Source organism: Agromyces sp. Y575, from assembly GCF_059445445.1.
In genome coordinates this window covers 15,272-38,077 of record NZ_JCAIUI010000004.1, presented here as the reverse complement: position 1 = coordinate 38,077, position 22,806 = coordinate 15,272, and the positions used below count along the sequence as shown (strand labels likewise).

At 69.3% G+C, this 22,806-nt stretch carries 23 protein-coding genes and 1 tRNA gene; 7 read left to right on the top strand and 17 right to left on the bottom strand.

Annotation, left to right across the window (positions count from 1 at the left end):
- Positions 1-3: 3 nt before the first annotated feature.
- From AC1C2U_RS16140 to AC1C2U_RS16085, 12 genes are all read right to left on the bottom strand, one after another.
- Complete coding sequence (locus tag AC1C2U_RS16140) at positions 4-630, bottom strand: VOC family protein (RefSeq protein ID WP_495362799.1); 627 nt, start codon at positions 628-630, stop codon at positions 4-6.
- Positions 631-688: 58 nt separating this feature from the next.
- Entirely contained in the window at positions 689-841 is a 153-nt protein-coding gene (locus AC1C2U_RS16135; RefSeq protein WP_495362798.1) for a hypothetical protein, read from the bottom strand.
- Positions 842-853: 12 nt separating this feature from the next.
- Positions 854-1,600 carry an energy-coupling factor ABC transporter ATP-binding protein gene (locus tag AC1C2U_RS16130; protein WP_495362797.1) on the bottom strand — a complete coding sequence of 249 codons (747 nt, stop codon included), beginning with the start codon at positions 1,598-1,600 and terminating at the stop codon, positions 854-856.
- Entirely contained in the window at positions 1,597-2,262 is a 666-nt protein-coding gene (cbiQ, locus tag AC1C2U_RS16125; protein ID WP_495362796.1) for a cobalt ECF transporter T component CbiQ, read from the bottom strand. Before cbiQ ends, AC1C2U_RS16130 begins: the two co-directional genes overlap by 4 nt.
- Before the next feature lies 1 nt (position 2,263).
- Entirely contained in the window at positions 2,264-2,572 is a 309-nt protein-coding gene (locus AC1C2U_RS16120; protein ID WP_495362795.1) for a PDGLE domain-containing protein, read from the bottom strand.
- On the bottom strand, positions 2,569-3,273 hold the full coding sequence (locus AC1C2U_RS16115; RefSeq protein WP_495362794.1) for an energy-coupling factor ABC transporter permease: 705 nt from the start codon (positions 3,271-3,273) through the stop codon (positions 2,569-2,571). The genes AC1C2U_RS16120 and AC1C2U_RS16115 overlap by 4 nt, the downstream gene beginning before the upstream one ends.
- Before the next feature lie 113 nt (positions 3,274-3,386).
- Positions 3,387-6,785 (bottom strand): SNF2-related protein, encoded by a 3,399-nt coding sequence (locus tag AC1C2U_RS16110; protein ID WP_495362793.1) that lies wholly within the window; start codon positions 6,783-6,785, stop codon positions 3,387-3,389.
- 141 nt (positions 6,786-6,926) lie between these two features.
- Positions 6,927-7,622, bottom strand: coding sequence for a TMEM175 family protein (locus tag AC1C2U_RS16105; protein ID WP_495362792.1), 696 nt, complete (start codon positions 7,620-7,622; stop codon positions 6,927-6,929).
- A gap of 57 nt (positions 7,623-7,679) precedes the next feature.
- Positions 7,680-7,952 (bottom strand): hypothetical protein, encoded by a 273-nt coding sequence (locus tag AC1C2U_RS16100; RefSeq protein ID WP_495362791.1) that lies wholly within the window; start codon positions 7,950-7,952, stop codon positions 7,680-7,682.
- Complete coding sequence (locus AC1C2U_RS16095; protein WP_495362790.1) at positions 7,949-8,113, bottom strand: hypothetical protein; 165 nt, start codon at positions 8,111-8,113, stop codon at positions 7,949-7,951. Before AC1C2U_RS16095 ends, AC1C2U_RS16100 begins: the two co-directional genes overlap by 4 nt.
- Before the next feature lie 167 nt (positions 8,114-8,280).
- The gene (locus AC1C2U_RS16090; protein ID WP_495362789.1) at positions 8,281-9,327 is read right to left on the bottom strand and encodes an ATP-dependent DNA ligase; all 1,047 of its coding nucleotides are present in this window, start codon (positions 9,325-9,327) and stop codon (positions 8,281-8,283) included.
- Between the two features lie 105 nt (positions 9,328-9,432).
- Positions 9,433-9,948 carry an Lrp/AsnC family transcriptional regulator gene (locus tag AC1C2U_RS16085; RefSeq protein WP_495353133.1) on the bottom strand — a complete coding sequence of 172 codons (516 nt, stop codon included), beginning with the start codon at positions 9,946-9,948 and terminating at the stop codon, positions 9,433-9,435.
- A gap of 145 nt (positions 9,949-10,093) precedes the next feature.
- Here AC1C2U_RS16085 and ald point away from each other — a divergent pair, with 145 nt between their 5' ends.
- Positions 10,094-11,191, top strand: a complete 1,098-nt coding sequence (ald, locus tag AC1C2U_RS16080; RefSeq protein WP_495362788.1) for an alanine dehydrogenase — start codon at positions 10,094-10,096, stop codon at positions 11,189-11,191.
- A 172-nt stretch (positions 11,192-11,363) separates the two neighbouring features.
- On the opposite strand, the gene AC1C2U_RS16075 is transcribed toward ald, so the two are convergent.
- Positions 11,364-11,675: a rhodanese-like domain-containing protein gene (locus AC1C2U_RS16075; protein ID WP_495362787.1), complete on the bottom strand. Its 312-nt coding sequence runs from the start codon at positions 11,673-11,675 to the stop codon at positions 11,364-11,366.
- Positions 11,676-11,789: 114 nt separating this feature from the next.
- Here AC1C2U_RS16075 and AC1C2U_RS16070 point away from each other — a divergent pair, with 114 nt between their 5' ends.
- Positions 11,790-15,563 (top strand): AAA family ATPase, encoded by a 3,774-nt coding sequence (locus AC1C2U_RS16070; RefSeq protein ID WP_495362786.1) that lies wholly within the window; start codon positions 11,790-11,792, stop codon positions 15,561-15,563.
- A 209-nt stretch (positions 15,564-15,772) separates the two neighbouring features.
- Here the strand turns inward: AC1C2U_RS16070 and mscL are convergent, their stop codons facing one another.
- From mscL to AC1C2U_RS16055, 3 genes are read right to left on the bottom strand one after another with little or no spacing between them, the layout of a single operon-like run.
- The gene (gene mscL / locus AC1C2U_RS16065) at positions 15,773-16,189 is read right to left on the bottom strand and encodes a large conductance mechanosensitive channel protein MscL (RefSeq protein WP_495362785.1); all 417 of its coding nucleotides are present in this window, start codon (positions 16,187-16,189) and stop codon (positions 15,773-15,775) included.
- Positions 16,190-16,227: 38 nt separating this feature from the next.
- On the bottom strand, positions 16,228-16,659 hold the full coding sequence (locus AC1C2U_RS16060) for an FmdB family zinc ribbon protein (RefSeq protein ID WP_495362784.1): 432 nt from the start codon (positions 16,657-16,659) through the stop codon (positions 16,228-16,230).
- A 43-nt stretch (positions 16,660-16,702) separates the two neighbouring features.
- Positions 16,703-17,281: a 5-formyltetrahydrofolate cyclo-ligase gene (locus AC1C2U_RS16055; RefSeq protein WP_495362783.1), complete on the bottom strand. Its 579-nt coding sequence runs from the start codon at positions 17,279-17,281 to the stop codon at positions 16,703-16,705.
- A gap of 80 nt (positions 17,282-17,361) precedes the next feature.
- Between AC1C2U_RS16055 and galU the strand changes: the two genes are divergently transcribed.
- The 5 genes from galU (at position 17,362) to AC1C2U_RS16030 (ending at position 21,883) form a co-directional block, all read left to right on the top strand.
- Complete coding sequence (gene galU, locus AC1C2U_RS16050) at positions 17,362-18,261, top strand: UTP--glucose-1-phosphate uridylyltransferase GalU (protein ID WP_495362782.1); 900 nt, start codon at positions 17,362-17,364, stop codon at positions 18,259-18,261.
- A 2-nt stretch (positions 18,262-18,263) separates the two neighbouring features.
- Complete coding sequence (locus AC1C2U_RS16045) at positions 18,264-18,926, top strand: GNAT family N-acetyltransferase (protein ID WP_495362781.1); 663 nt, start codon at positions 18,264-18,266, stop codon at positions 18,924-18,926.
- A gap of 52 nt (positions 18,927-18,978) precedes the next feature.
- Positions 18,979-20,037 carry a hypothetical protein gene (locus AC1C2U_RS16040; protein ID WP_495362780.1) on the top strand — a complete coding sequence of 353 codons (1,059 nt, stop codon included), beginning with the start codon at positions 18,979-18,981 and terminating at the stop codon, positions 20,035-20,037.
- Between the two features lie 53 nt (positions 20,038-20,090).
- Positions 20,091-20,166, top strand: a tRNA-Ala gene (locus AC1C2U_RS16035).
- Between the two features lie 223 nt (positions 20,167-20,389).
- Positions 20,390-21,883, top strand: coding sequence for an MFS transporter (locus tag AC1C2U_RS16030; RefSeq protein ID WP_495362779.1), 1,494 nt, complete (start codon positions 20,390-20,392; stop codon positions 21,881-21,883).
- Between the two features lie 53 nt (positions 21,884-21,936).
- Here the strand turns inward: AC1C2U_RS16030 and AC1C2U_RS16025 are convergent, their stop codons facing one another.
- Positions 21,937-22,770 (bottom strand): DNA alkylation repair protein, encoded by an 834-nt coding sequence (locus AC1C2U_RS16025; protein WP_495362778.1) that lies wholly within the window; start codon positions 22,768-22,770, stop codon positions 21,937-21,939.
- Positions 22,771-22,806 lie beyond the last annotated feature (36 nt).

The following is a 22,806-nucleotide window of genomic DNA, read 5'->3' as shown; positions in this document are numbered from 1 at the left end:
GGCTCACACCGAGGCGACCTCCCAGACGAAGCCGTCGGGGTCGGTGAACGGCCCGGCGTCGCTGCCGATCGCGATCTGGTGGGAGCCGGTGCCGTCGGGGGAGACGCCGGCGTCCTTGGCGAGGGCGCGGCGCTTGTAGAGCCCCAGCTTGATGGCGCTGGCCGGTGAGGCGAACTCGACGTAGCTGCCGAAGCTCTTACCGACGGTGAAGCCGTGATCGACGTAGAACCGCTTGCTCACGGCCACGTCTTCGGCCGCCAGGAGCAGCGCGATCTGGTCGATCTGCCGGGTCGCCGGGCCGGTGTCCTTCTTCGCCGACGTCGCGACCTTCCAGATCGTTCCGTCGGGGGCTTGGAGACTGCCGCCGTAGCCCCACATGGACTTCTCGACGGGCTTCAGCGTCGTGGCGCCGGCGGCGAGTGCTGCTTCGAAGAGGCTGGTGACGGTGGAGGGCTGCGCCACGATGAGTGACAGCGTGAATCCGCGGAACCCGGTGCTCGGGGCATCCGAGGCGCGAACGCGTACGTGAGTGCCGAGTCCGAAGGCGGCGAGAATGCGCTCGGCGGCGGGGACGTCGGCGACTTCGAGCGTGACCGAATCGATGAGCGTCTGAGTCTTGAGTGTGTTCATGACAGTGACGCTATTCGCCCGCCTTCGCGGCCGCTTCTTCAGATCTGCTCGATGCGGCTCACCCGCCGAGCAGCCCCCGGATATCGTCGGCCGTGAGCGCCTCGCTGAAGAGTTCGCCGTCGTCCATGAGTGAGGAGACGAGCTTCGCCTTGCGGGCCTTCGTCGCGCGCCACTTGGGTGCCGCCCAGTTCGCGTACGCGAATCCGCCCAAGAGCGCGACCGGTCAGGCCCGCGGCGGCGCGACCGTCGGGTCGAAGCCGTACGGCAGCTCGAGGCCATGCGCGGCCATGCTCGCGGCATCGGCCATGATCTCTCTCGTCGGTCCGTCCGCGATGATCCTGCCGCCGTCGAGGATCACGGCGCGGGGGCACAGCTCGAGGGCGTAGGGCAGATCGTGCGTTACCACGAGGATCGTCGACGAGAGCGCGTCGAGCGCGGTCGACAGTTCGCGCCGCGCCGTGGGGTCGAGGTTCGACGTGGGCTCGTCGAGCACGACGACGTCGACGTCCATCGACAGGATCGTGGCGATCGCGGCTCGCCGGCGTTGGCCGAGCGACAGGTGCTGCGGCGCCCGCTCGGCGAGATCGGCGAGGCCCACCCGCTCGAGCGCAGCGGCGACCCTCATCTCGAGATCGGGGCCGGTGACGCCGTAGTTCGCCGGGCCGAAGGCGACGTCATCGCCGATGGACGGCATGAAAAGCTGGTCGTCCGGATCCTGGAATACGAGACCGACGCGCCGGCGCACCTCGCGCACCGTGGTGCGGTCGATCGGGAGGCCGCCGATCGAGACCGAACCCGACTGTGCAGCGTGGATGCCGTTCAGGTGCAGCATGAGGGTCGTCTTACCCGCCCCGTTCGGGCCGAGCACGGCGACGCGTTCGTGCGGTTCGACCTCGAGGTCGACGCCGCGCAGCACCTCGGTGCCGTCGGGGTAGGCGAAGCTGAGACCGCGAACCGAGATCGCACTCACGCCTCGCCCTCCCCGCCGCGGGCGAGCATCGCGAGGTGCACGCGTTCGCCCCGGCCGTGCGCCCGAACGAAACCACTGCCGACGCCGCGCGCGATGACCTTCCACGACCCCGGGCCGGTCGCCTCGAAGCCGCGCGAGAGCCGTGCGGTGCGCATGCGCCGCCCTTCTTCGATGATGAGGTCGAGGTAGCGCAGCATGAACCCCATGATCGAGGTCAGCGCACGGGGAAGGCGCAGTTGCTCGAACGCCTGGATCACCTTGCGCGGCGGTGTCGTCGCGATCAGCACGGTGGAGGCGAGGAGCGCCAGGGTGGCCTTCACGAGCAGCGCCCATGCCCCCCAGAGCCCCCCGATCGAGAGTGACAGGCCGAGCATCTCGACACGCGGCCCGGTCGCGATGAACGGCATCAGCAGCGCGAACACCACGAATGGCACCTCGAAGACGAGCTTCCGCGCGATGAACCCGGCTGGGATCCGTGCCCTGATGGCGAGCGCGGTGAGCACCCCGGCGTAGACGGCGAACGCGGCGAACCACTCGCGTGGGGTCGCCACCACGATGAGGGCGAAGCCGATGAGTGCGAGCACCTTGCTGCGTGCGGTCGCTCGGTGGAGCGGGGAGCTGCCGTTCAGATAGCCCCATTCCACGCCGGTGGGAGTGGCCACGTCAGTCGGCACGTCGCTTCGACGCCCGCCCGATCAGCCAGGCCAGGGCGAAGGTGACCGCGCAGCCGACCGCGCCCGCGATCGCGACCGACAGCCAGGGGTTGGTGATGCCCGCGACGCCGTAGTCGGCGAGCGCGCTGCCGGTGGTGGCGCTGTCCTCGGCGGCGCCGAGGAATCCGTTCGACTCGGCGACGAACTCGAGGCCGTCGGGGTGACTCGAGGCCCACAGGCTCACGATGCATGCCAGCAGCACGGCGAACGCGACCGCGCCGATCGTGAACGCTCGAGTGGAGATGCGGCGCCCGCTCATACGGGCGCCCCCTTCGGAGAGGTGACCCGATCGAGTGGTCGACCGTCAGCACGCGCGAATCGGGCACCATAGACGAGGTCGGGGCGAGTGGCCAGAACAGCCGAGACGATGAGCGTCGTGATCACGGCTTCGCCCAACCCGATGACGGTGTGCCAACCCACCATCGCCCCGAACACGGCGCCGAGCGGCACGTCGACGTTGCCGCCGATCGCGAACAGGCCGACGAACACCGCAGCGGCCGCGGGAACCGAGACGAGGGCGCCGAGACCCGCGGCGGCGGCGACCGACCATCGCCGGCCGGGCAGCACCAGCATCATGAGGCGGAACACCCCCCAGCCGACGGCCACGGTCACCACTCCCATGAGCGTGATGTTCGTGCCGAGCGCCGTGATGCCGCCATCGGCGAAGAGGAATGCCTGCACGATGAGTACGACGCTGAGACAGAGCACTCCCGTCCATGGGCCGACGAGCACGGCGGCGAGCGCCCCGCCCATGAGGTGTCCGCTCGTGCCGGCGCCGACCGGGAAGTTGATCATCTGCGCTGCGAAGACGACGGTCGCGACGATGCCCACCATCGGGGCCTTGCGATCGTCGACGATCTCCCTGCGTGCCCGCGTGAGTGCGATTCCGATCGCCCCCGCCGCAACGACTCCGGTCGCGATCGACACCGGTATGTCCAGGAATCCATCGGGTACATGCATGGCCCAGCCCCCTCCGCGGAACCCGCAACGGGCCCCTCGTCCCCCTGGCTCCACGATAGCCCGATGCGATCCAGCGGGCTAGGCCCGGTCGGGGAGGCGGCACCGTCGGCGCGTCAGCCTCCGAGCAGCCCCCGGATGTCGTCGGCCGTGAGCGTCTCGCTGAAGAGTTCGCCGTCGTCCATGAGTGAGGAGACGAGCTTCGCCTTGCGCGCCTTCAGCGCCATGACCTTCTCTTCGATGGTGCCCTCGGCGACCATGCGGTAGACGTTGACCGATTTCGATTGGCCGATGCGATGCGCCCGGTCGACGGCTTGCGCCTCGCTCGCGGGGTTCCACCACGGGTCGAGGAGGAAGACGTAGTCGGCCTCGGTGAGGTTCAAGCCGAACCCGCCCGCCTTCAGGCTGATCAGGAAGACCGGCGCGTCGCCTTCGCGGAACTTCGCGATGACGTCGGCTCGCCGCGTCGTCGACCCGTCGAGATAGGCGTACGGCACCCCCGCGGCTTCGAGCCGTGCAGCCGCCAGTCGCAGGAATGACGTGAACTGGCTGAAGACGAGCGCGCGGTGGCCCTCGGCGACCACCTCGTCGAGTTGCTCGAACAGCGCGTCGAGCTTCGCCGAGGGCACGGCCGAGTACTGCTCGGGGTCGATGAGCCCGGCGTGCAGGCTCAGCATGCGCAGCAGCGTCAGCGACCGGAACACGGTGAACCGGTTGCGGTCGAGATCTTCGATGAGTCCGAGCAGCTTCTGCCGTTCGAGCTGCAGGAACGCGTCGTAGATGCGCTGGTGCTCGGCGTCGAGCGAGACCGTCAGCACCTGTTCCTGCTTCGGCGGCAGCTCGGGTGCGACGACCTCCTTCGTGCGGCGCAGCATGAACGGGCGGATGCGGCGGCGCAGCGTCGCCAGCCGCTCGGCGTTGTGGTCGTTCTCGATCGGCCGAGCGAACCGCTCCGCGAACCCGGGAGCCGAGGGGAACAGGCCGGGCGCGACGATCTTCAGGAGCGCCCACAGCTCCATGAGGTTGTTCTCGACGGGCGTGCCCGTGACTGCGAGCCTGAAGGGGGCACGGATGTCGCGGGCCGCCGCGTTGGCCTTCGATGACGGGTTCTTCACGAACTGAGCCTCGTCGAGCACGAGGCCGGCCCAGTCGAGGCCCGCGAACTCGGGGGCGTCGAGGCGCAGGATCGCGTAACTGGTGACCACGATGTCGGCGCGAGCCGCGACATCCGCAAGTCGTGTGCGGCTCGCCGCCTGCGTCGTTGTGACCGACTCGACTCGGAGGCCCGGTACGAAGCGCGCGGCTTCGATCTCCCAGTTCGAGACGACGGAGGTCGGTGCGACGACGAGGAACGGCCGGCGGGCGGCCTCGTCGCTCGTCTCTTGCACGTGCGCGATCAGTGCGAGTGTCTGCGCGGTCTTGCCGAGGCCCATGTCATCGGCGAGGATGCCGCCGAGCCCGTGCTGGTGGAGGAACGCGAGCCAGCGGTAGCCCGCGAGCTGGTAGGGCCGGAGTTCCATGGCGAGCCCAGCGGGCGGCGCGATCTCTTCCACCCGGTCGGCCGCGCGGAGCCCCGCGACCGTCTCACGCCAGGCGACGGCCGTCTCCGACTCGTCGGCGAGGTCTTCGAACTCCGCCCAGAGGCTCGTCTGGTAGCGGCTGATGCGCAGCCCGACATCCCATTCGCGCAGCGACCCGGCCTCTTCGATGAGCTCTCGCAACGGGTCGAACACGGGCTGCTTCAGCGAGAGGTAGGTGCCGTCGATCAGCATGAGCTTCGCCCGCCCCTTGGCGAGCGCACTGAACAGCGGCCCGAACGGCACCCGCTTGCCCTCGACGGTGACGACCACACCGAGGTCGAACCAGTCGGTGCGCTCGCTCTCGACGGTCGTGACCGTGAGCTTCGGCGCCTCGACCAGTTCGCGATAGGCCGGTGGATCGCCGACGACGTCGACGCGCAGCTGCTCGAGTTCTTGCAGCCGCGGCAGCAGCCGCGCCGTGAACTCGGCGCTCGCGAGGCCGCGGAGCACCGCTCCGGCACGAAGGGCAGGTTCTGCACCGGGCGTCACCGAAGGCAGCCCGGCCGGGTCGTCGGCGAGCACAGCGGCAGCGGATGCCGCGACGAGCCGCTCTCGTTCGGGGTCGTGGAACTCGGCGTCGGGCGCGTCGAGGGCGAATCGCCGCCCGCCGTCGGCTTCCCATTCCCACTCGAGCCGTACCACGTGCTGCGGCTCGTGATGCATCGTGACGACGAGCGTCGCGGGCGGAAGCTCGGGCAGGTCGAAGCTTCCGTCGCCGCTGCCGACCTTGATCGAACGGGCGAGTGGCGCGTACTGCTCCTCGACGAACGCCGTGACCTCGGCCGACGGAACCACGATCGGCGACCGGCGCCGCACAGCCGCGCGCCCGGCGGGGGTCAATGGCGCGGCGAGCGGCGCGAGCGTGATCGTGCCGCGGGCGAAGTCGTACACGTAGACGCCGTGGTCGCCGATGAGTCGCACCAGGTCGGTGGGGTACACGTCTTCGCCGACGGTGACCGAGGGCGTGAGCACGAGATCGGGCTCGGGCTTCGGGCCGGCTGCGCATGCCGGCTCGAGATCGAGGCCGCCAGCAGGCGCGGGCTCGCGCTCGCCGCGACGAGCATCGAGGCCGATCACCGCGGCGCCCGCGACACTGACGATGCCCCGCGCCGTGGTGCCGACCAGTTCGATGCCGAGGCGAGGCGCCGACTCGAGCAAAGCCCAGAGAGTGTGACTCTCGTACTCGTCGAGCGAGATCCACGCCGACCCGAACTCGGCGAACGCGGAATGCCGCGTGCCCTTGAGTAGGGAGAACTCGGCGAACCATCTCGCCTGAGCCGGGTCGAATCCGCCGGCGTGGCCCTGGAACCCGACGTTCTGCCACGTGAGGTTTCCCTTGATCCACCCACCGCGCGTACCGCGCGTGACCGGGCGAACCGCGAGACGGTCGACGGATGCCGCAGACGACGCCGGCTCGTCGCGAGCCGACTGGCGACCGCTGCCGCGACGGGCGACTCGCTCACGCAGCTCGAACTGCAGCGCCAGCGGCTGGCGTGGAGCGGCGGCATCCATCTCGCCCGACCCGCCGGTTGCACCCGCGAGTGCCGCGAGCTCGCCGCGCCATCCGTCTTCCGCCGCGCCCTCCGCATCGCGCGACGCCGCCTCCGCGGCCTCGGATCGCGCACGACGGTGGTGTTCGGCAGCAGCGAGCAGCGTCGCGGCGACGTGCTTGCAGTTGCGGCCGACCGGGCACGTGCATGCGCCCGCGAGGATCGTCGCACGCCCCGGCATGCCGAGGTCGAGTTTCACGTTCGAGCGGTACGGCTCGGGCGCGGTGCCGCGAACGTCGGCGCTCAGCCGGAAGTGCGCGGGGTCCCAGGTGAGCGCGACGACGGCGCCGGCGCGTTCGGCGGTACGCCCCCTACTCAGGTTCAGCGGACCGACGAATCTCGCGATCGCGAGCTCCTCCACGAACGGGTACGTGTCGACGGTCATCCTTCAATCGTCGCACCCTGCGCGGACACCGATGTACCGCGACTGCCATCGCGTTGCCCGACCTGCTACTCCATGGGCTCCGCACAGATCGCCGTGCGCCTCGCTGCACACCATCCGCCGCTCATGGTTCGCCCACGCCCCTCAACGGCCCTCGCGAACCGATGGATGCGCGCTCGCCGAGGCCTGGATGTGCGCGATGCGACGCGCCGCCCACCGCCCGGTGAGGGGACCGATGACGATGAGGAGCGCCCACGTGTACCGCGCCCAATCGGCGCCGAACAGGTACGCGATGGGAATGGAGGCGAGGAACACCGCCGGGGTCGTCAGGGTGTCGAGCAGCTTGACGGTGTCGGCGCGGCGCGGGAGGGGATCCTTCACGACGCCATCGTGACGCGCCACGAAGAAGACCGCGGCCTGGGCCAGTACCGCCACACTGATGTTCAGCGCGTATACCGACACCGCGAGCGGCTGGTCGGCGGTTTCCGAGTCGCTGATGCCCTGCGTCGAGAAGGGGATCAGCACGACGAAGGCGATCGCCACGAGACTCACCACGATGGTGGCCGAGGTGATCGCGTCGAAGCCGGCGGCGATGCGATGATTCGCCCGCCAGAACACCGCGATCACCGCGAAGCTGATTCCGAAACCGAGGAGCTGCCAGCCGAGCCCGCTGTCGAGCAAGGTCGTCAGGCTCTCCCAATCGGATGCCGCGGGCGGGTCGATGTTCACGACGAGCAGGGTCAGTGCGATGGCGTAGACGGCGTCGAGGAACGCGAAGGTTCGCGCGAACTCGACGGAATCCCGTGGATACGTTCGCTCGTGCTCTGCTGCCGCGCTCACGGCACGAGTCTGCCGCGGGCGGGCGCCGCGCGGCATCCGACCCGCCGTTGTTCTGTGTCAGTCCCAGTCGGCCGCGTGCATCCAGCCGGCGATGTACGCACGCTCGTTCTCGCCGAGCCGCACGCCGAGGTGGGGCGTGCGACCGGGCTCGAGCTCGCAGAGCTCGAAGATGCGGCGAACCACGACAGCTCGGAGCGGTGCATCGAGGTTCTCGAGCACTTCCATCTGCAGCGGGCGTTCGAGCATCGGCCACCAGAGCCCGATCGGCGGAAGCCCGTGCGAGCGCCGGGCGCGCTCGTCGTGCGCAGGGTCGTCGAGGATCGAGCTCATTGGGCGGCCTTCTCGCTCGTGCGGCCCGTCTCGGGGTCGCGGACGACGACCTGCTCGTTCGGGTCGGCGTCTTCTTCGGCCTGCTGGTGCTGCTCGACGGCGTCGACGGCCTGGTCGAGTTCGTCCTCCGGGCGCGATACGGAAGGGGCGGGATCGCTCATCGGTGTGTACTCCTCGTTCGAGTCGGCTACGGCATCCGGGCCGACATCATCGAAGCTACGCGCGTACGGTCCGTACCGAAAGGGATTGACCCTTCGAGGGGTGCGTGCTACCCGCGCAGGTGTGAGCCCGAACCGATTCAGTCCGAGACGGTTCAGCCCGAGACGGTTCAGCCGAGCACTTCGCCGAGATCGTACGCGACCGGGCGATCGATCTGCTCGAACGTGCAGGAGCGCGGCTCGCGATCGGGGCGCCAGCGCTCGAACTGGGCGGTGTGCCGGAAGCGCTCGCCCTCGAGCTGATCGAAGCGCACCTCGGCGACGAGCTCGGGGCGCAGGCGTACGAAAGAGACATCGCGGCCGGAGGAGAAACGGCTGCGCTCGGTCTCGCCGGTGACCGCGCCGCCGTCGTCGCCGCGGACGACGTAGGGCTCGAGTTCGTCGATGAGCTCGAGCCGTCGCGCGTTGCTGAACGCCGACATTCCGCCGACGTTGCGCAACTGCCCCGAGTCGTCATACAGACCGAGGAGTATGGATCCGACTCCGTTGCCCGACGCATGGATGCGGTAGCCGAGGGCGACCACGTCGGCGGTACGGTGGTGCTTCGCCTTCAGCATCACGCGCTTGCCGGGGGAGTACGGTGCCGCGAGCGGCTTGGCGACGACACCGTCGAGCCCGGCGCCCTCGAACTCCTCGAACCAGCGACGGGCGAGCGCGACATCGCTCGTGATGCGGGTCAAGCTGATCGGGTCGCCGAGTTCGCCGACGAGTCGCTCGAGCGCGGCCCGGCGTGCGGAGAACGGCTCGTCGATGAGCGAGACGCCGCCCTCCTCGATCAGGTCGAAGGCCACGAACATCGCAGGCGTCTCGTGGGAGAGCAGCTCGACCCGGCTCGCGGCGGGGTGGATGCGCTGCGAGAGCGCCTCCCAATCGAGGCGCGCGCTGCCGGTCGGCCCGGTGGCGACCACGATCTCGCCGTCGAGCACGCACGGCCCGGGCAGTAGGCGCGTGAACGCCTCCACGAGTTCGGGAAAGTACCGCGTGAGCGGCTTCGCCCCGCGGCTGCCGATCTCGACGTGCTCGCCGTCGAAAGCGACGATGCCGCGAAAGCCGTCCCACTTCGGCTCGTAGGCGAGACCGCCGGCAACGGAGTCGGGCTCGGGCACGGTGGGCACGGCCTTGGCGAGCATGGGAGCGACGATCTCGTTGGGCGCCATGCCGACAACGATATGACCGGATGCGCCGGCTGGCGAGAGCGGGCGGCTCAGATCACCGGGCGGCAACGATATGACCGGATGCGCCCGCTGGCGAGAGCGGGCGGCTCAGATCACCGCGCGGAGCCCCGCGGAGAGCGCGGTGTGGTGCTCGAAGACGAGATTCGTCTCGGTGAGGGCGACGGCCGGGTTCGCCGAGAGGTTCTTCAGCACGAACTGCCGCACGTGATCGCTGTCACGCACGCGCACGTGAATGAGGAAGTCTTCGGACCCGCCGAGGAAGAAGAGTTGCGCGACCTCGGGTTGGGTGCGCAGCTCGTCGGAGATCTGCTCCATGAGGTGCCGGGCGCCAGGGCGGATGCGCACGCTGACGAGCGCCTGCAGGTGGTAGCCGAGCGCGGCGGGGTCGATCTCGGCGGTGTAGCGCACGATGACCCCGCGCTCGCGCAGCGACCGCACCCGGGCGAGGCAGGTCGACGGGGAGATTCCGACGGCGCGCGCGAGGTCGACGTTCGGCGTGCGGGCGTTCTCGTGCAAACGGGCGATGATCTGACGGTCGACAGCATCGAGCACGACCGGCGTCGGTTCGGCGCCGGGTGCGCTGATCTGCGGTGCATCGGGCATCGAGACGTCCTTGATTCGAATGAGTGCAGCGGATACATCGATTCTACCGAATTCTGTGCGGTTGATCTTCCGGGCGGTCGAACAACCAGCGAAAATGATGACACTCACCATCACGACATTCGGCCCACAGCTATCGGAGCAACCCATGCGCATCGGCGTGCCCGCAGAGATCAAGAACAACGAGTTCCGCGTCGCGATGACGCCGGCCGGGGTGCACGCGCTCGCGGGGCGCGGTCACGACGTCGCGATCGAGGCCGGAGCCGGCACGGGCGCCGGTTGCCTCGACGCCGAGTACGCCGCCGCGGGCGCCACGATGGTCGCGACCGCCGCGGAGGCGTGGTCAGCCGACCTCGTGCTGAAGGTCAAGGAGCCGATCGCCGCCGAGTACGGCTTCCTCCGCGACGACCTGACGCTCTTCACCTACCTCCACCTCGCGGCCGACCTGCCGCTCACTCGGGCGATCCTCGACTCGGGCGTCACTGCGATCGCGTACGAGACCGTGCAGCTCGCCGACCGGTCGCTCCCGCTCCTCACCCCCATGAGTGAGGTCGCGGGCCGCCTCGCGCCCCAGGTCGGCGCCGCCGAGCTGCTTGCCTCGAGGGGCGGCCGCGGCGTGCTCCTCGCGGGCGTTCCTGGCACCTCGCCCGCCAAGGTCGTCGTCATCGGCGGGGGCGTCGCTGGCGAGCAGGCAGCCGCGACCGCACTCGGCCTCGGCGCCGACGTCACCGTGTTCGACATCTCCCTGCCGAAGCTGCGCGAGATCGACGCCCGCTACGACCACCGCATCCACACGCTGGCGTCGTCGCCGTACGAGATCGCGCGCCAGCTGAGGGACGCTGACCTCGTGGTCGGCGCAGTGCTCGTGCCGGGCGCCGCGGCACCGAAGGTGGTCAGTGACGAGATGGTCGCCGCGATGAAGCCGGGCTCCGTGCTCGTCGATATCGCGATCGACCAGGGCGGATGCTTCGAGGGTTCGCGCCCGACCACGCACGCCGACCCGACGTTCCGCGTGCACGATGCGATCTACTACTGCGTCGCCAACATGCCCGGTGCGGTGCCCGCGACTTCGACGCCTGCGCTCACGAACGCGACTCTGCCGTACACGCTGAAGATCGCCGACCTCGGCTGGGAGGCCGCGCTCGCCGCCGACCCCGCGCTCGCCAAGGGGCTGAACGCGACGGCCGGCCGCCTGACGAATGAGGGAGTCGCCGCCGCGCACGGACTCGAACTCGCGTCGATCTGACCTGCGCGGCGGTCGAGTAGCCCCCGTCAGGGTCGCATCGAGACCTCGCGAGGGGTCTCGATACGCGCTTCGCGCCACTCGACCGGCGGAGCTCGATACGCGCTTCGCGCTACTCGACCCGACGGAGCTCGATACGCGCTTCGCGCTTCTCGACCGGCGGGGGCTCTGTGCACTAGACCGACGGAGTGTCGAGGGTGACCGGCAGGCCCGCCCGGTGCCACGCCACGATGCCGCCCTCGACGTTCACAGCGTCGACGCCCTGCGACTCGAGGTACGCCACGGCTTGCGCGCTGCGCCCGCCCACATGGCAGATCACGTAGACGGTCGTGTCACGAGGCACTTCGCCGACTCGGTCGACGAGCTCGCCGAGCGGGATGTCGAGCGTGCCATCGATGCGGGCCTGTGTCAGCTCGTGCGGCTCGCGCACATCGAGGATGACGGCGTCGGCGATCGTGTGCACGTCGTGGGGAATGGCGGATCGCATCGGAGCTCCTGGAGTGGTCGGCGAGGGTGCCATCCAACGTTACCCGGGGTCTCAGTCCTCAGCGCTGCGGCGATGCTGCCATGGATTCCGCGTGATACCACGTATGGTGTCCGTGTGCGGCGGCTCGATCGAAATCACGACGAGGAGGACATCCTCGACTCCGAGACCGATGCTGCCGCAGAACAACTCACACCGGATCCCATGCGACACGACCTGACCAGCCCTGACGGCCTCAGCCTCGGCGACCCCGAACTCGTCGCGGGCAATGTCGCCGAGCCCGCGTGGCGTCGCTGGCACAGTGAGCTCGCCGGCGTCGGCGGCCGCTCGCCGCTTGCCCGATTCATCGACACTCCGCGCACTCGCATCGAGCTCTCGACGACGCATCCGGGGGGCCTGCCGCAGTTCATCACCGGCAAGTCGACCTTGCTCTCGAGTCTGATCCGCGACGAGCTGGCCCTCCGCAACGCCCGACTGGCCGCTGCCGAGATCACCCAGAAGGGCATCGAGTTGCGCTCCGTGCGCGGCATCGAGTCGGTGCATCTGGCCATCGGGCTCGCGTCGTGGCGCAACGCCGGTGAAGAGTACCTCGCCCCGGTGCTGCTGCGGCCGCTCGCCGTCCGTCGTTACGGCCGTGACTTCGAGCTGAAGCTCAAGGGCCAGCCATTCCTGAACCCCGCCCTCGCCCGCGAGCTTCGCGAGCAGTTCCAGATCACGCTCGACGCCGAAGCCTTCGTCGCCCTCGCCATCACCAACGGCGTGTTCAAGCCGCAGCCGGTGATCGACCGGCTTCGGGGCCTCACGAGCCACCTGCCCTGGTTCCACGTGGCCCCGCGGCTCGTCGTGTCCTCGTTCGCCGAGGTCGGGCCGTCGATGGCAGCGGATGCCGCGAAACTCGACCACCCCGTCATCGATGCGATCGCCGGCAACCCCGCTGCTCGCGCGATCGTCGTCGCAGCGACGGGTGAACGAGTGCGCGCGGTGTCGCAGGATGCCCGCCCACCGTCGACCGACACCCTGCTGCTCGACGCCGACCCCGAACAGGAGCAGGCCGTCGCCGAGATCGAGGCCGGCAACTCGGTCGTCGTGAAGACCCTGCCCGGCACCGGCGGCACTCAGACGATCGTGAACGCGATCGGTGCACTCGTCGCGAAAGACAAGCGCGTGCTCGTCGTCGGAGCGCGCCGAGCGAGCCTCGACGGCATCGCCCACCGGCTCGGCCAGGTCGGGCTGGGCGGCGCCGCGGTGACGACCGCCGGCCTTCGCCGCGAACTCATCCAGTCGATCTCGCGCAACGAGAAGGCCGAGCGACCGAGAGTCGCCGACGTCGACGACGCACTCGTTCGCCTGCGGAAGGTGCTCCTCGACTATCGAATGGCGCTCACCCGCAGCGACCCCGATCTGCACGTCTCAGTGCTCGAAGCGCTCGGCGAGCTCGCGCGTCTCGCGCTCGCGCCCGAGTCGCCATCGACCACCGCGCGGCTCGACCATCACGCGCTCGTCGCGATCGCCGACGGCCGTGACGAAGTCGCTCGCGACCTCGCTCGTGCGGCAGCGCTCGGCGAATTCCGTTACGGCCCAGGCGATTCGCCGTGGTACGGCGCCTCCTTCACCTCGTCCGATGAGGCGAGCACTGCGCACGGTCTCGCGAAGCGCCTCTCGGCGACTGACCTGCCGCGACTGCTCGATCGCGGCCGCGCTCTCATCGCGCAGACCCGCGTGCGCGAGTTCGAGTCGGTGGCCGAGCTCGGGGTGTTCCTCAGGCTGCTGCTCGACGTGCGCGAGACGCTCGACCGGTTCCAGCCCGCCGTCTTCGACCGTCCGCTCGGCGAACTCATCGCCGCGACGTCTTCGCGGCGCGACTCGCCAGGCATGTCGGGTGCGAATCGCCGGCGTCTGCGCCGGCACGCGCTCGAATACGTGCGCCCCGGCGTGCACGTCACCGACCTGAACTCCGCCCTCCGCGGCATCCAGCAACAGCGCACGCTCTGGCAGCGCTACTCGGAGGCAGGGGCGATCCCCGGCGTGCCGGTCGGCATCGACGACGTGCACGTCGCCTACCAGCACGTCGCCACCGATCTCGCAGCCCTCGACGCCCCGCTCGGCATCGTCGGCACGCCGCGGCAGCTCGCCGCCCGACCGGTGCGCGAGCTGATCTCGACCCTCGCCGGACTCGCCGCCGAGTCCGAGGTGCTGACCAACCTGCAGGAACGCACTGCGGTGCTCGGGCGCCTTCGCGACCTGGGTCTCGACCCGCTGCTGCTCGACCTCGCCAAGCGCCATGTGCCCGAGCGGGCCGTCGCGGCCGAGCTCGACCTGGCCTGGTGGCAGTCGGTGCTGGAATCGGTGCTCGCCGGCGAGAAGGCCCTGCTCGGTGCGAACACGACGGTGCTCGACCGGCTCGAAAGCGATTTCCGGCTCGTCGACGAAGCCCATGCCTCCGCCGCCGGGCCGCAACTCGCATGGCGGCTCGCCGAAAACTGGAAGGTCGCGCTCGTCGACCATCCCGACGAGGCAGGTCGATTGAAGCGGATGCTCCGTGGCGATCGTGTACGCCCCGAGGCCCTGCAGGCCGACGCACCGCACCTCTTCCGCGCGCTGGCCCCCGTCTGGCTCGCATCGCCCTACGACGTCGCTGCGATCGACGACTCGATCGGATTCGACACGGTCATCCTCGTCGATGCCGGCGCTACGAGCATCGCCGAGAACCTCGGTGCGATCCGCCGCGCGAAGCAGGTCGTCGCGTTCGGCGACCCCGTGACTCAGACGCCGACCGTCTTCGAGACCGGTATCGACGACGTCGAGCAGTCGGGCGCGCCGGCGACGGAGCACGGCGTCGACGCCCTCCACGCCGATTCCGCCCTCGCCCGCCTCGGCGAGCTGCTGCCCACGCTCACGCTCACTCGCAGCTACCGGGCGGGCGGCGCAGACCTCGCCGAACTCGTCAACAACCGCTTCTACGCGGGGCGCATCGTGTCGTTGCCGTGGGCCGGCAGCTTCCTCGGCCACGGCAGCCTCGCTCTGCACTACGTCTCGGGCAATGGCCTGCCCGACTCGGTGACGGGCACGGTCGAGTCGATCGACTCCGAGGTCGCGAAGGTCGTCGAGCTCGTCATGGAGCATGCGGTGAAGCGCCCGCGCGAATCGCTCATGGTCATCACAGCGAGCACGAGGCATGCCGCCCGCGTGCACCAGTCGGTGCTCGCCGCGTTCGCCAAGCGCACCGACCTCTCCGATTTCATCCTGAAAGATCGGGCGGAACCGTTCACCGTACTCACCCTCGAGCAGGCCGTGGCGCAGAGCCGTGACCGGGTGATCTTCTCGGTCGGCTACGGTCGCACACCGCACGGCCGCCTGCTCTCGAGCTTCGGCTCGCTCGGCGAACCGGGTGGAGACCGCCTGCTCGCGGTCGGCATGACCCGCGCCAGGCGATCGATGGACCTCGTCTCGGCGTTCCGCCCCGACGACATCGACGAAGACCGGCAGAGCCACGGCGTGCTCGCCCTCGCGAACGTACTCACGCAGACCGAAGAGCGCGCGGCGGAAGCCGACGAGACCGGCGACGCGCCATCGATGCTGCACGATCTCGCGGCGAGACTCGAGCGCCGCGGTATCCGGGTGAGCGTCGGTCACCGTGGCCGGCTGGCGCTCGCCGCCGCGAGCGCAGGCAAGGCTGTCGTCGTCGAGACCGACGACGCGCTCACCGGTCTCAGCCTTCGCGAGTCGCTCCGGCTGCGCCCCGACGTGTTGCGCCGTCTCGGCTGGCACTATCTGCGGGTGCACAGCTTCGAACTCTTCGGCGACCCCGAGGCGGTCGCCTCGAGGGTCGCGTCACTGCTCGGACGGCCCGAGGCCGAGCAGTCGACGGATGCCGCAGCCGCGCACCGATGACCGAGGAACCACGTCAGCGCGTCGAACGTGCGGCGGGCCGGGCACGCCGTGCCAAGCTCACGCCGGCACCGGGCTCAGATCCGTCGCCGGAGGTGCCGGTCGACCGCCCTGAGGGACCAGCGCCGACCCAGACGGAGAAGGCCGGCCCCGCGTCATCCGATGACGAACGATTGACGCGGGACCGGCCGCCTCACTGGAAGCAGACCTGATCAGTCGCGGTGGGCTCCGCTGCCACCCCGCGCCTCGGCGAGGAGGTCGCGGATCTGCGTCAGCAGCTCGGCCTCGGTGAGTGGCTCGTCGGTCGGTTGTCCGGCCGCTGCCTTCGCTGCCTGACGCTCTCGGAACGTGTTCATCGGGAGTACGAAGACGAGATAGACGACGAGTGCGACCGCGAGGAAGGTGATGATCGCGGCGAGGACGGCGCCGAATTTGAGCTGCGCGTCGCCGACTGCGACGATCATCGCGTCATTGAGGCTCTCGGCGTTGAACAGGAGTCCGACGAGCGGATTGATGAGGCTGTCGACGAGCGCATTCACGACTGCGGTGAACGCGGCACCGATGACGACCGCGACGGCGAGGTCGATGACATTGCCTCGCGTGATGAAATCCCTGAAACCCTTGAGCATGGTTCCTCCTGGAGTCGAGGCCGCGTGGGTGGCCTCCTTCAGGCCACGCTAGCGGAGGAGTTGCCGCCCGTCGATGATGACGATCCGGAACCGCTTGCGGAGGACCCGCCACCGGAGCCCGACGAGCCGGAGCCCGACGAGCCCGACGAGCCGGAGCCCGACGAGCCGGAGCCCGACGAGCCCGACGAGCCGGAGCCGCCCGAACCGGACCCCGACGAGCCGGAGCCCGAGCCGGACTCCGACGAGCCGCTCGATCCGCCGGAGCCGGCCTTCGAACCCGACCCGGATCCATCGCTCCGCGAATCGGTGCTGTAGAAGCCCGATCCATTGAACGTCACGCCGATCGTGTTGAAGAGCTTGCGCAGTTTGCCGCCGCAGACCTCGCAGACGCTCAACGTGTCGTCGGTGAACGCCTGGTGGATGTCGAAGGCGTTGTCGCACTCGGTGCAACGGTAGGAATACGTGGGCATGGAGCTTCTTCCGATTTCTGGGCGCGCGCCGGCACCGGGCCGGTCAGAACGCGATGATGCGTGTGGGCGTCACGACGCCGTTCACGGGCTGGTCGTGCACTTCGCGTGGCACGGTCTCGATGAACTCGCTGTCGAAGACGACGGCGTACACCGGAGGACATTTTCCCATTGATCCGAGGGTTTTGTCGAAATAGCCCCGACCCCAGCCGAGCCGCATGCCGGTCGCATCGATCGCCGCTGCCGGCACGATGATGAGGTCGACGTCGTTGATCGCCATCGGGCCGAGCAGTTCACCGACGGCCTCCGGCATGCCGTAGAGGCCGGGCGTCTCGGTCTCCTCCTCACCGACCGTCCAGTCGAGCAGGCCGTCTTCGCGCGTCACCGGGAACAGCACGCGGATGCCACGGGCCTCAGCCCAGTTCACGAACGGTCGGGTGTCGGGCTCGGTCGGCATCGAGAGGTAGCACGAAATGGACTCGGCCTCGGTCGATCCGATCAGCTCTTCGAGCCGAGCGGTGAAGCCTTCGGTCGCAAGCTCGCGCTCATGCGCAGGCATGTTCTGCCGGCGTTCGCGGAGTTCCGCGCGGAGTACGCGCTTCTGGACATCCGGATCCTCGGGCATGGCACACATCCTAGGCGGATGCAGCTGCGCTCGCCCCGCGCCCCGTGTGCTACGCGGTCCCGACCGTTACGCTCGAATGCATGACCTCACGCATCACGAAGGCCGTCATCCCCGCAGCCGGACTGGGGACCCGCTTCCTGCCCGCGACCAAGGCCATGCCGAAAGAGATGCTGCCCGTCGTCGACAAACCCGCGATCCAGTACGTCGTCGAGGAGGCGGTCGAAGCCGGACTCACCGACGTGCTCATGGTGACGGGGCGCAACAAGAATGCGCTCGAGAACCACTTCGACCGAGTGGCGGAGCTCGAGGCGACCCTCGAAGCGAAGGGCGACACGGCCAAGCTCGCGAAGGTGAACGAGTCCACCGACCTGGCCGACATGCACTACGTGCGCCAGGGAGACCCGCTCGGTCTCGGCCACGCGGTGCTCCGCGCCCACATGCACGTCGGAGACCAGCCGTTCGCCGTGCTGCTCGGTGACGACATCATCGACGCCCGCGACACGCTGCTCACCCGCATGCTCGACGAGCAGGTCGCGAGGGATGCCTCGATCGTCGCGTTGCTCGAGGTCGACCCCGATTCGATCCACCTCTACGGCGCTGCCGCCGTCGAGCCCACCGACGATCCCGACGTCGTGCGCATCACCGGAATGGTCGAGAAGCCCGCGAAGGAGGTCGCACCGTCGAACTTCGCCGTCATCGGCCGGTACGTGCTGAAGCCCGAGGTGTTCGCGATCCTCGAGCAGACTCCGCCCGGCAAGGGCGGCGAGATCCAGCTGACCGACGCGCTCATGACGATGGCGAACGATGTCGAGGGCACCGGCGGTGTCTACGGCGTCATCTTCCGCGGGCGCCGCTACGACACGGGTGACAAGCTCGATTACATCAAGGCGGTCATCCAGCTCGCCGTGGATCGTGACGATCTCGGCCCCGAGCTGCGCCCATGGCTCGTCGAGTACGCTGCAGGACTCGATACAGTCTGAGCATGCCCGCAGTCGCCGTTCCCACGTTGCGCGACGGAGACGTCACGCTGCGCCCGATCCGAGTTCGCGATGCGAAGTCGCTCGAACGGGTGCTGCTGGCCAATCGCGGATGGCTGCGGCAGTGGGAGGCGACGTATCCGGGCGGCGGCTCGGTCATCGACACACGTTCGAGCATTCGAAATCTCCTGGCGCATACCCGTTCCGGTCATGCCCTCGCGTTCATCATCGAATTCGAGGGTGAAATGGTCGGCCAACTGAACGTGTCGTCGATCACGTACGGTTCACTCTCCTCGGCGGCGATCGGATACTGGGTCGCGCAAGACGTGGCGGGGCGAGGCATCACGCCGACGGCCGTCGCGCTCGCGACCGACTACTGCTTCGGCGTGCTTCGCCTGCATCGCATGGAGATCTGCATCCGCCCCGAGAACGGTCCGTCGCTGCGCGTGGTCGAGAAGCTCGGCTTCCGCTATGAGGGATTCCGGCGGCGCTTCATCCACATCGATGGCGCATGGAGCGACCATTTCGCGTTCGCGCTCGTGTCCGAAGAGGTACCCCGGGGAGTCCTGCGGCGCTGGCGTGAAGGGCGGGTGACCGAAGGGGTCGCGCGGGTGAACGCAGAGGACCGCGCGGCATCCGCCCACCCCCTGCCGCTCGCCGATCGATGAACACGCGGGCGTCGAGTACGGCTGAAGGCATGCAGTGATCTAGCGTTGTCCCATGGACGTGATCGGTGGGGGACTGCTCGTGGCTGTGGCAGCCGCGCTGTGGATCGCGTACCTCCTGCCGAGCTGGCTGGGGCGCCGCCAATACCTCGCGACCGAGCGCAATGCCGTTCGCCTCCAACAGACCCTCCGCATCCTCGCCGAGACCGCAGAGACGCCCGAACCCGTTCGAGTCGAAGCGACGGCCCGCGAGGTCGCCACCCAGCAGCGCATCCTCCAGCAGCGTGAAGCCACGGCCAGGCTGACCGCCGAAGCAGCCGAGCAGCAGGCACTCGCCGAGTTCCGCGCAGCAGAAGAGGCAGCGGATGCCGCGCGCGGTCGTGCGGTCGAGGCGCTCGCCACCAGGGCCGCTGTCACCGAGCCGATCTCCGTGGTCACGCACGCCGCTGCAGAAGCGCCCAAGTCGTCGACGAGCGAACGCGGCACGGTCCGCACCGGCGCAGCCGCCCGCCGTGCGCTTCGGCGCAAACGAGCGCTGTGCTCGCTCGTGTTGCTGGTCTCGCTCGTCACGCTCGTCGCCGGCGGCATCGCCGCTGCGTTCGGCGCGACGCTCATCGTGCCTGCCGTCGGCGCCCTCGGTGTCGTACTCGCGATCGCCGGTGTCGCCCGACTCGCTCGCGTGCGCCCGGCCGTCGCCGGCGCGTCGCGACCCGCGCGTACCGTCGAAGCTGCGACATTCGAACCGATCGATCTGCCCGAAACAGAGCCGCTCACCGAGAGCTGGACCCCTCAGCCGCTCCCGCGACCGCTGCACCTCTCACGCGGCACGATCGCTGCGACGGCGATGGCCTCCATCGAAGCCGCAGCAGAGTTGAAGCGCGCCGGGGCCGGCGATGACATCGCGCGCAGGGCCGCCGAGCTCGTGCCCGAGGTGCCCGCCATCAGGCCGGTCGCGCCGGCTGCGGCATCCGCTGACCGTGCTCGGCAGGTAGCGGGGGCACTGCGTGAGAACGCTCCCGCGAGTCCGTATGCCCGCATGGGTATCGTCGATGACACGCGACCAGGAATCGACGATCTCGATGCCGTGCTGCGCCGCCGTCGACAGGCAGGCTGACGGCCGCACTGGTCCGAGTCGCCACTCGCGAGATGATAAGCTCTTTCTCGCTCGGGCCCATGGCGCAGTTGGTAGCGCGTCTCGTTCGCAATGAGAAGGTCGGGGGTTCGAATCCCCCTGGGTCCACCAATCCGAAGCGACAGCCCTGCCCCGTTCGAGAGGCAGGGCTGTTGCCGTCTCCGGCAGTGGCACGGTGCTGGGGCAGACGTTCGATGCGATCCTCGAGCGCGCCCGTGCCAACACCATGGAGCCGGTGCCCGGTACCGACGAACCATTCGCGATCGTCGGGCGATCTCAGCGATGCGCGCGCTCCGAGCGCGGGCCGGAGCACACCGGGCATATGGTGGAACGGATGTCGCAAGCGCCTGAGACCCGGTCGATCACATTGCCCGAGGGGCACCGGTGGCGCGCGTACTGGGTGTGCGTCGCCGTCGCGGCGCTGACGATCCTCGACCTGTCGAAGGTGAACGTCGGCCTCCCGGCGATCGAGGAGGCCTTCGGCGCGGGTTCCACCGAGCTTCAGCTCATCGTGGCCGGCTACGTGCTTACCTTCGGGCTGACGCTCGTGCCGGCCGGGCGCATCGGCGACCAGCGTTCGCGCAAGACCCTCTTCGTCGTGGGTCTCAGTCTCTTCACGATCACGAGTCTCGTTGCGGCGCTCGCACCGAACGTCACGGTACTCCTCGTCGCCCGGCTGTTGCAGGGCGTCGCCGCCGGCATCCAGATGCCGCAGGTGCTCGGCATCATCCAAGAGCTCTTCACCGGCAAGGAGCGCGGCAAGGCATTCGGCCTGTTCGGCGCGACGATCGGCCTCGCGACCGCGTTCGGACCGACGCTCGGTGGCCTCGCGATCGCGATCGGGGGCGCCGAAGACGGCTGGCGCGGCATCTTCTGGATGAACGTGCCGCTCGCGCTCGCCGCGATCGCGGCCGCGATCTGGCTGCTGCCGGTCACGAGGCATCCGTCGACGAAGCCGTTGTCGCTCGATCCGGTCGGGCTCGCGCTGTTCGCGGTGACCGTCATCTCGCTCTTGTGGCCATTCCTCTTCACGACGGGCTCGCCGAGCGATGACCCGGCCCGATGGTGGGTGCTCGTCGTCTTCGTCTTCGCGATCACGGCCTTCATCGCGTGGGAGCGGCGCTACACGGCATCCGGCAAGCACCCGCTCGTGCCGCTCACGCTCTTCGGCGTGAGCTCGTTTCGAAACGGCACGGCGCTCGCGAGCGTGTACTTCGCCGCGATGCCGTCGATGTTCCTGCTCACGACCCTCTACCTGCAGCTCGGGCTCGGGCTCGAAGCCGTCTTCGCGGGCATGGTCAGCATCGGCTTCGCGCTCATGAGCGCGGTCGGGTCATGGGTCGGCGGCACGCTCGTGAACCGCCTCGGGCGGCCGCTGGTCGTGTGGGGCCTCGCGCTGCTCCTCGTCGGCATCGGACTGCTCGTGCTGTTCGCGATCGTGACGCCGCCTGAGGTGACGCCGTGGGCGATGGCGGGTGCGATGGTGGTCGGCGGTGCGGGCGGTGGTCTCGTCGTCTCGCCGAACCAGACGCTCACGCTCATGGACATCCCGGTGAAGCAGGGCGGCTTGGCCGGCTCGGTCGGTCAGCTCGGCCAGCGCATCGGCACGGCGATCGGCACGGCGGTGACGCTCTCGCTCTTCTACTCGACGATCTTCCGCGAGTCCGACGGCGATCCCGACCTCGCCGTCTACCACGACGCCTACGGCGTGGGCATGCTCGCTGTGGCCATTCTCGTCGCGATCGCCTTCGCGATCGGCGTGGCCGATCTCGGAGCGCGTCGGCGTCAGCGCAGCGCACTCGGCGGAGCGGACATCGGCGAGGCCTGACCGCGCAGACGGCTGACCGTGCAGATGCCCGACCGCCCGAATGCCTGATCCCCTCAGCGGAGAGCGAGGATTCGAGTGCGTTCAGGCTTGTCGTAGTGTTCGATGGCCGCCCGAAGTGCGGAACGCGGCATCGTCGCCGCGTGCGCGTCGACGAACGCGGTGAGACGTGCCCGGTCGAGGTCGCCCGCCGCGCGGAGCACCCACCCGAGCGCCTTCTGAACGTACGGTTCCGCATCGTCGGCCAGCATCTCGGCGAACCGGTACGCATCGTCGAGTTCGCCGCGGCGGAGGAAGGCGAAGGTCGCCACGAGCGCGGTGCGGCGTTCGGGCCAGAACGCGGATGCCGCGAGCCCGTCGAGCGGCGCCCGATCAAGTTCGAGCAGATAGCCGCCGACGACATCGCGAGCGGCGAGGTCGACGAGGTCCCACTGGTCGATGCGGTCGTGTCGCCGGAGGTAGAGCTCGTACAGCTCGGTGCGCCGGGCCTCGGGGGTCTTTGCACGTGCAGCCGACTTGCCCATGATGCTGCAGGCGAGCGCGCGCACTTCGTGCGTCGGTTGCTCGAGCAACGTCTCGAGCTCTTCCGGCGCGAGCTCGAGGGCCGACTTGGCGAGCTCGAACACCGCGCCCATGCGCACCCCGATGAACGGCGCGTCGGGGTCGGGCGGGAAGTACTTCGTGTACTTCTCACGCTCTTCGTCGCTCGCGAGCCCTTCGAGCGTCGCGATCAGCCCCGCGGCATCCGTCATCGACGCCTCCCGTCTTCGGGGATCAGCGTACGGCGGCGGATGCCTCGGCGACAGGGCTGTCTGAGAACGCGAGTTCGGCACGAACGCGAGGAATCCGACGATCGCGGCGACGGGTCGGAGCCTGACAGCGCGCGACATGGAGGCTCCTTCGCGATGGGTGCATCACACCCTCCC

Coding starts and splice junctions, on each gene's coding strand:
- AC1C2U_RS16030 (WP_495362779.1), top strand. CDS start 20,390: ATGTCGCAAGCGCCTGAGACCCGGTCGATCACATTGCCCGAGGGGCAC.
- AC1C2U_RS16040 (WP_495362780.1), top strand. CDS start 18,979: ATGGACGTGATCGGTGGGGGACTGCTCGTGGCTGTGGCAGCCGCGCTG.
- AC1C2U_RS16120 (WP_495362795.1), bottom strand. CDS start 2,572: ATGAGCGGGCGCCGCATCTCCACTCGAGCGTTCACGATCGGCGCGGTC.
- AC1C2U_RS16115 (WP_495362794.1), bottom strand. CDS start 3,273: ATGCATGTACCCGATGGATTCCTGGACATACCGGTGTCGATCGCGACC.
- AC1C2U_RS16075 (WP_495362787.1), bottom strand. CDS start 11,675: ATGCGATCCGCCATTCCCCACGACGTGCACACGATCGCCGACGCCGTC.
- AC1C2U_RS16140 (WP_495362799.1), bottom strand. CDS start 630: ATGAACACACTCAAGACTCAGACGCTCATCGATTCGGTCACGCTCGAA.
- AC1C2U_RS16085 (WP_495353133.1), bottom strand. CDS start 9,948: ATGCCCGATGCACCGCAGATCAGCGCACCCGGCGCCGAACCGACGCCG.
- AC1C2U_RS16025 (WP_495362778.1), bottom strand. CDS start 22,770: ATGTCGCGCGCTGTCAGGCTCCGACCCGTCGCCGCGATCGTCGGATTC.
- ald (WP_495362788.1), top strand. CDS start 10,094: ATGCGCATCGGCGTGCCCGCAGAGATCAAGAACAACGAGTTCCGCGTC.
- AC1C2U_RS16045 (WP_495362781.1), top strand. CDS start 18,264: ATGCCCGCAGTCGCCGTTCCCACGTTGCGCGACGGAGACGTCACGCTG.
- AC1C2U_RS16055 (WP_495362783.1), bottom strand. CDS start 17,281: ATGCCCGAGGATCCGGATGTCCAGAAGCGCGTACTCCGCGCGGAACTC.
- galU (WP_495362782.1), top strand. CDS start 17,362: ATGACCTCACGCATCACGAAGGCCGTCATCCCCGCAGCCGGACTGGGG.
- AC1C2U_RS16110 (WP_495362793.1), bottom strand. CDS start 6,785: ATGACCGTCGACACGTACCCGTTCGTGGAGGAGCTCGCGATCGCGAGA.
- AC1C2U_RS16095 (WP_495362790.1), bottom strand. CDS start 8,113: ATGAGCGATCCCGCCCCTTCCGTATCGCGCCCGGAGGACGAACTCGAC.
- AC1C2U_RS16060 (WP_495362784.1), bottom strand. CDS start 16,659: ATGCCCACGTATTCCTACCGTTGCACCGAGTGCGACAACGCCTTCGAC.
- AC1C2U_RS16090 (WP_495362789.1), bottom strand. CDS start 9,327: ATGGCGCCCAACGAGATCGTCGCTCCCATGCTCGCCAAGGCCGTGCCC.
- AC1C2U_RS16100 (WP_495362791.1), bottom strand. CDS start 7,952: ATGAGCTCGATCCTCGACGACCCTGCGCACGACGAGCGCGCCCGGCGC.
- mscL (WP_495362785.1), bottom strand. CDS start 16,189: ATGCTCAAGGGTTTCAGGGATTTCATCACGCGAGGCAATGTCATCGAC.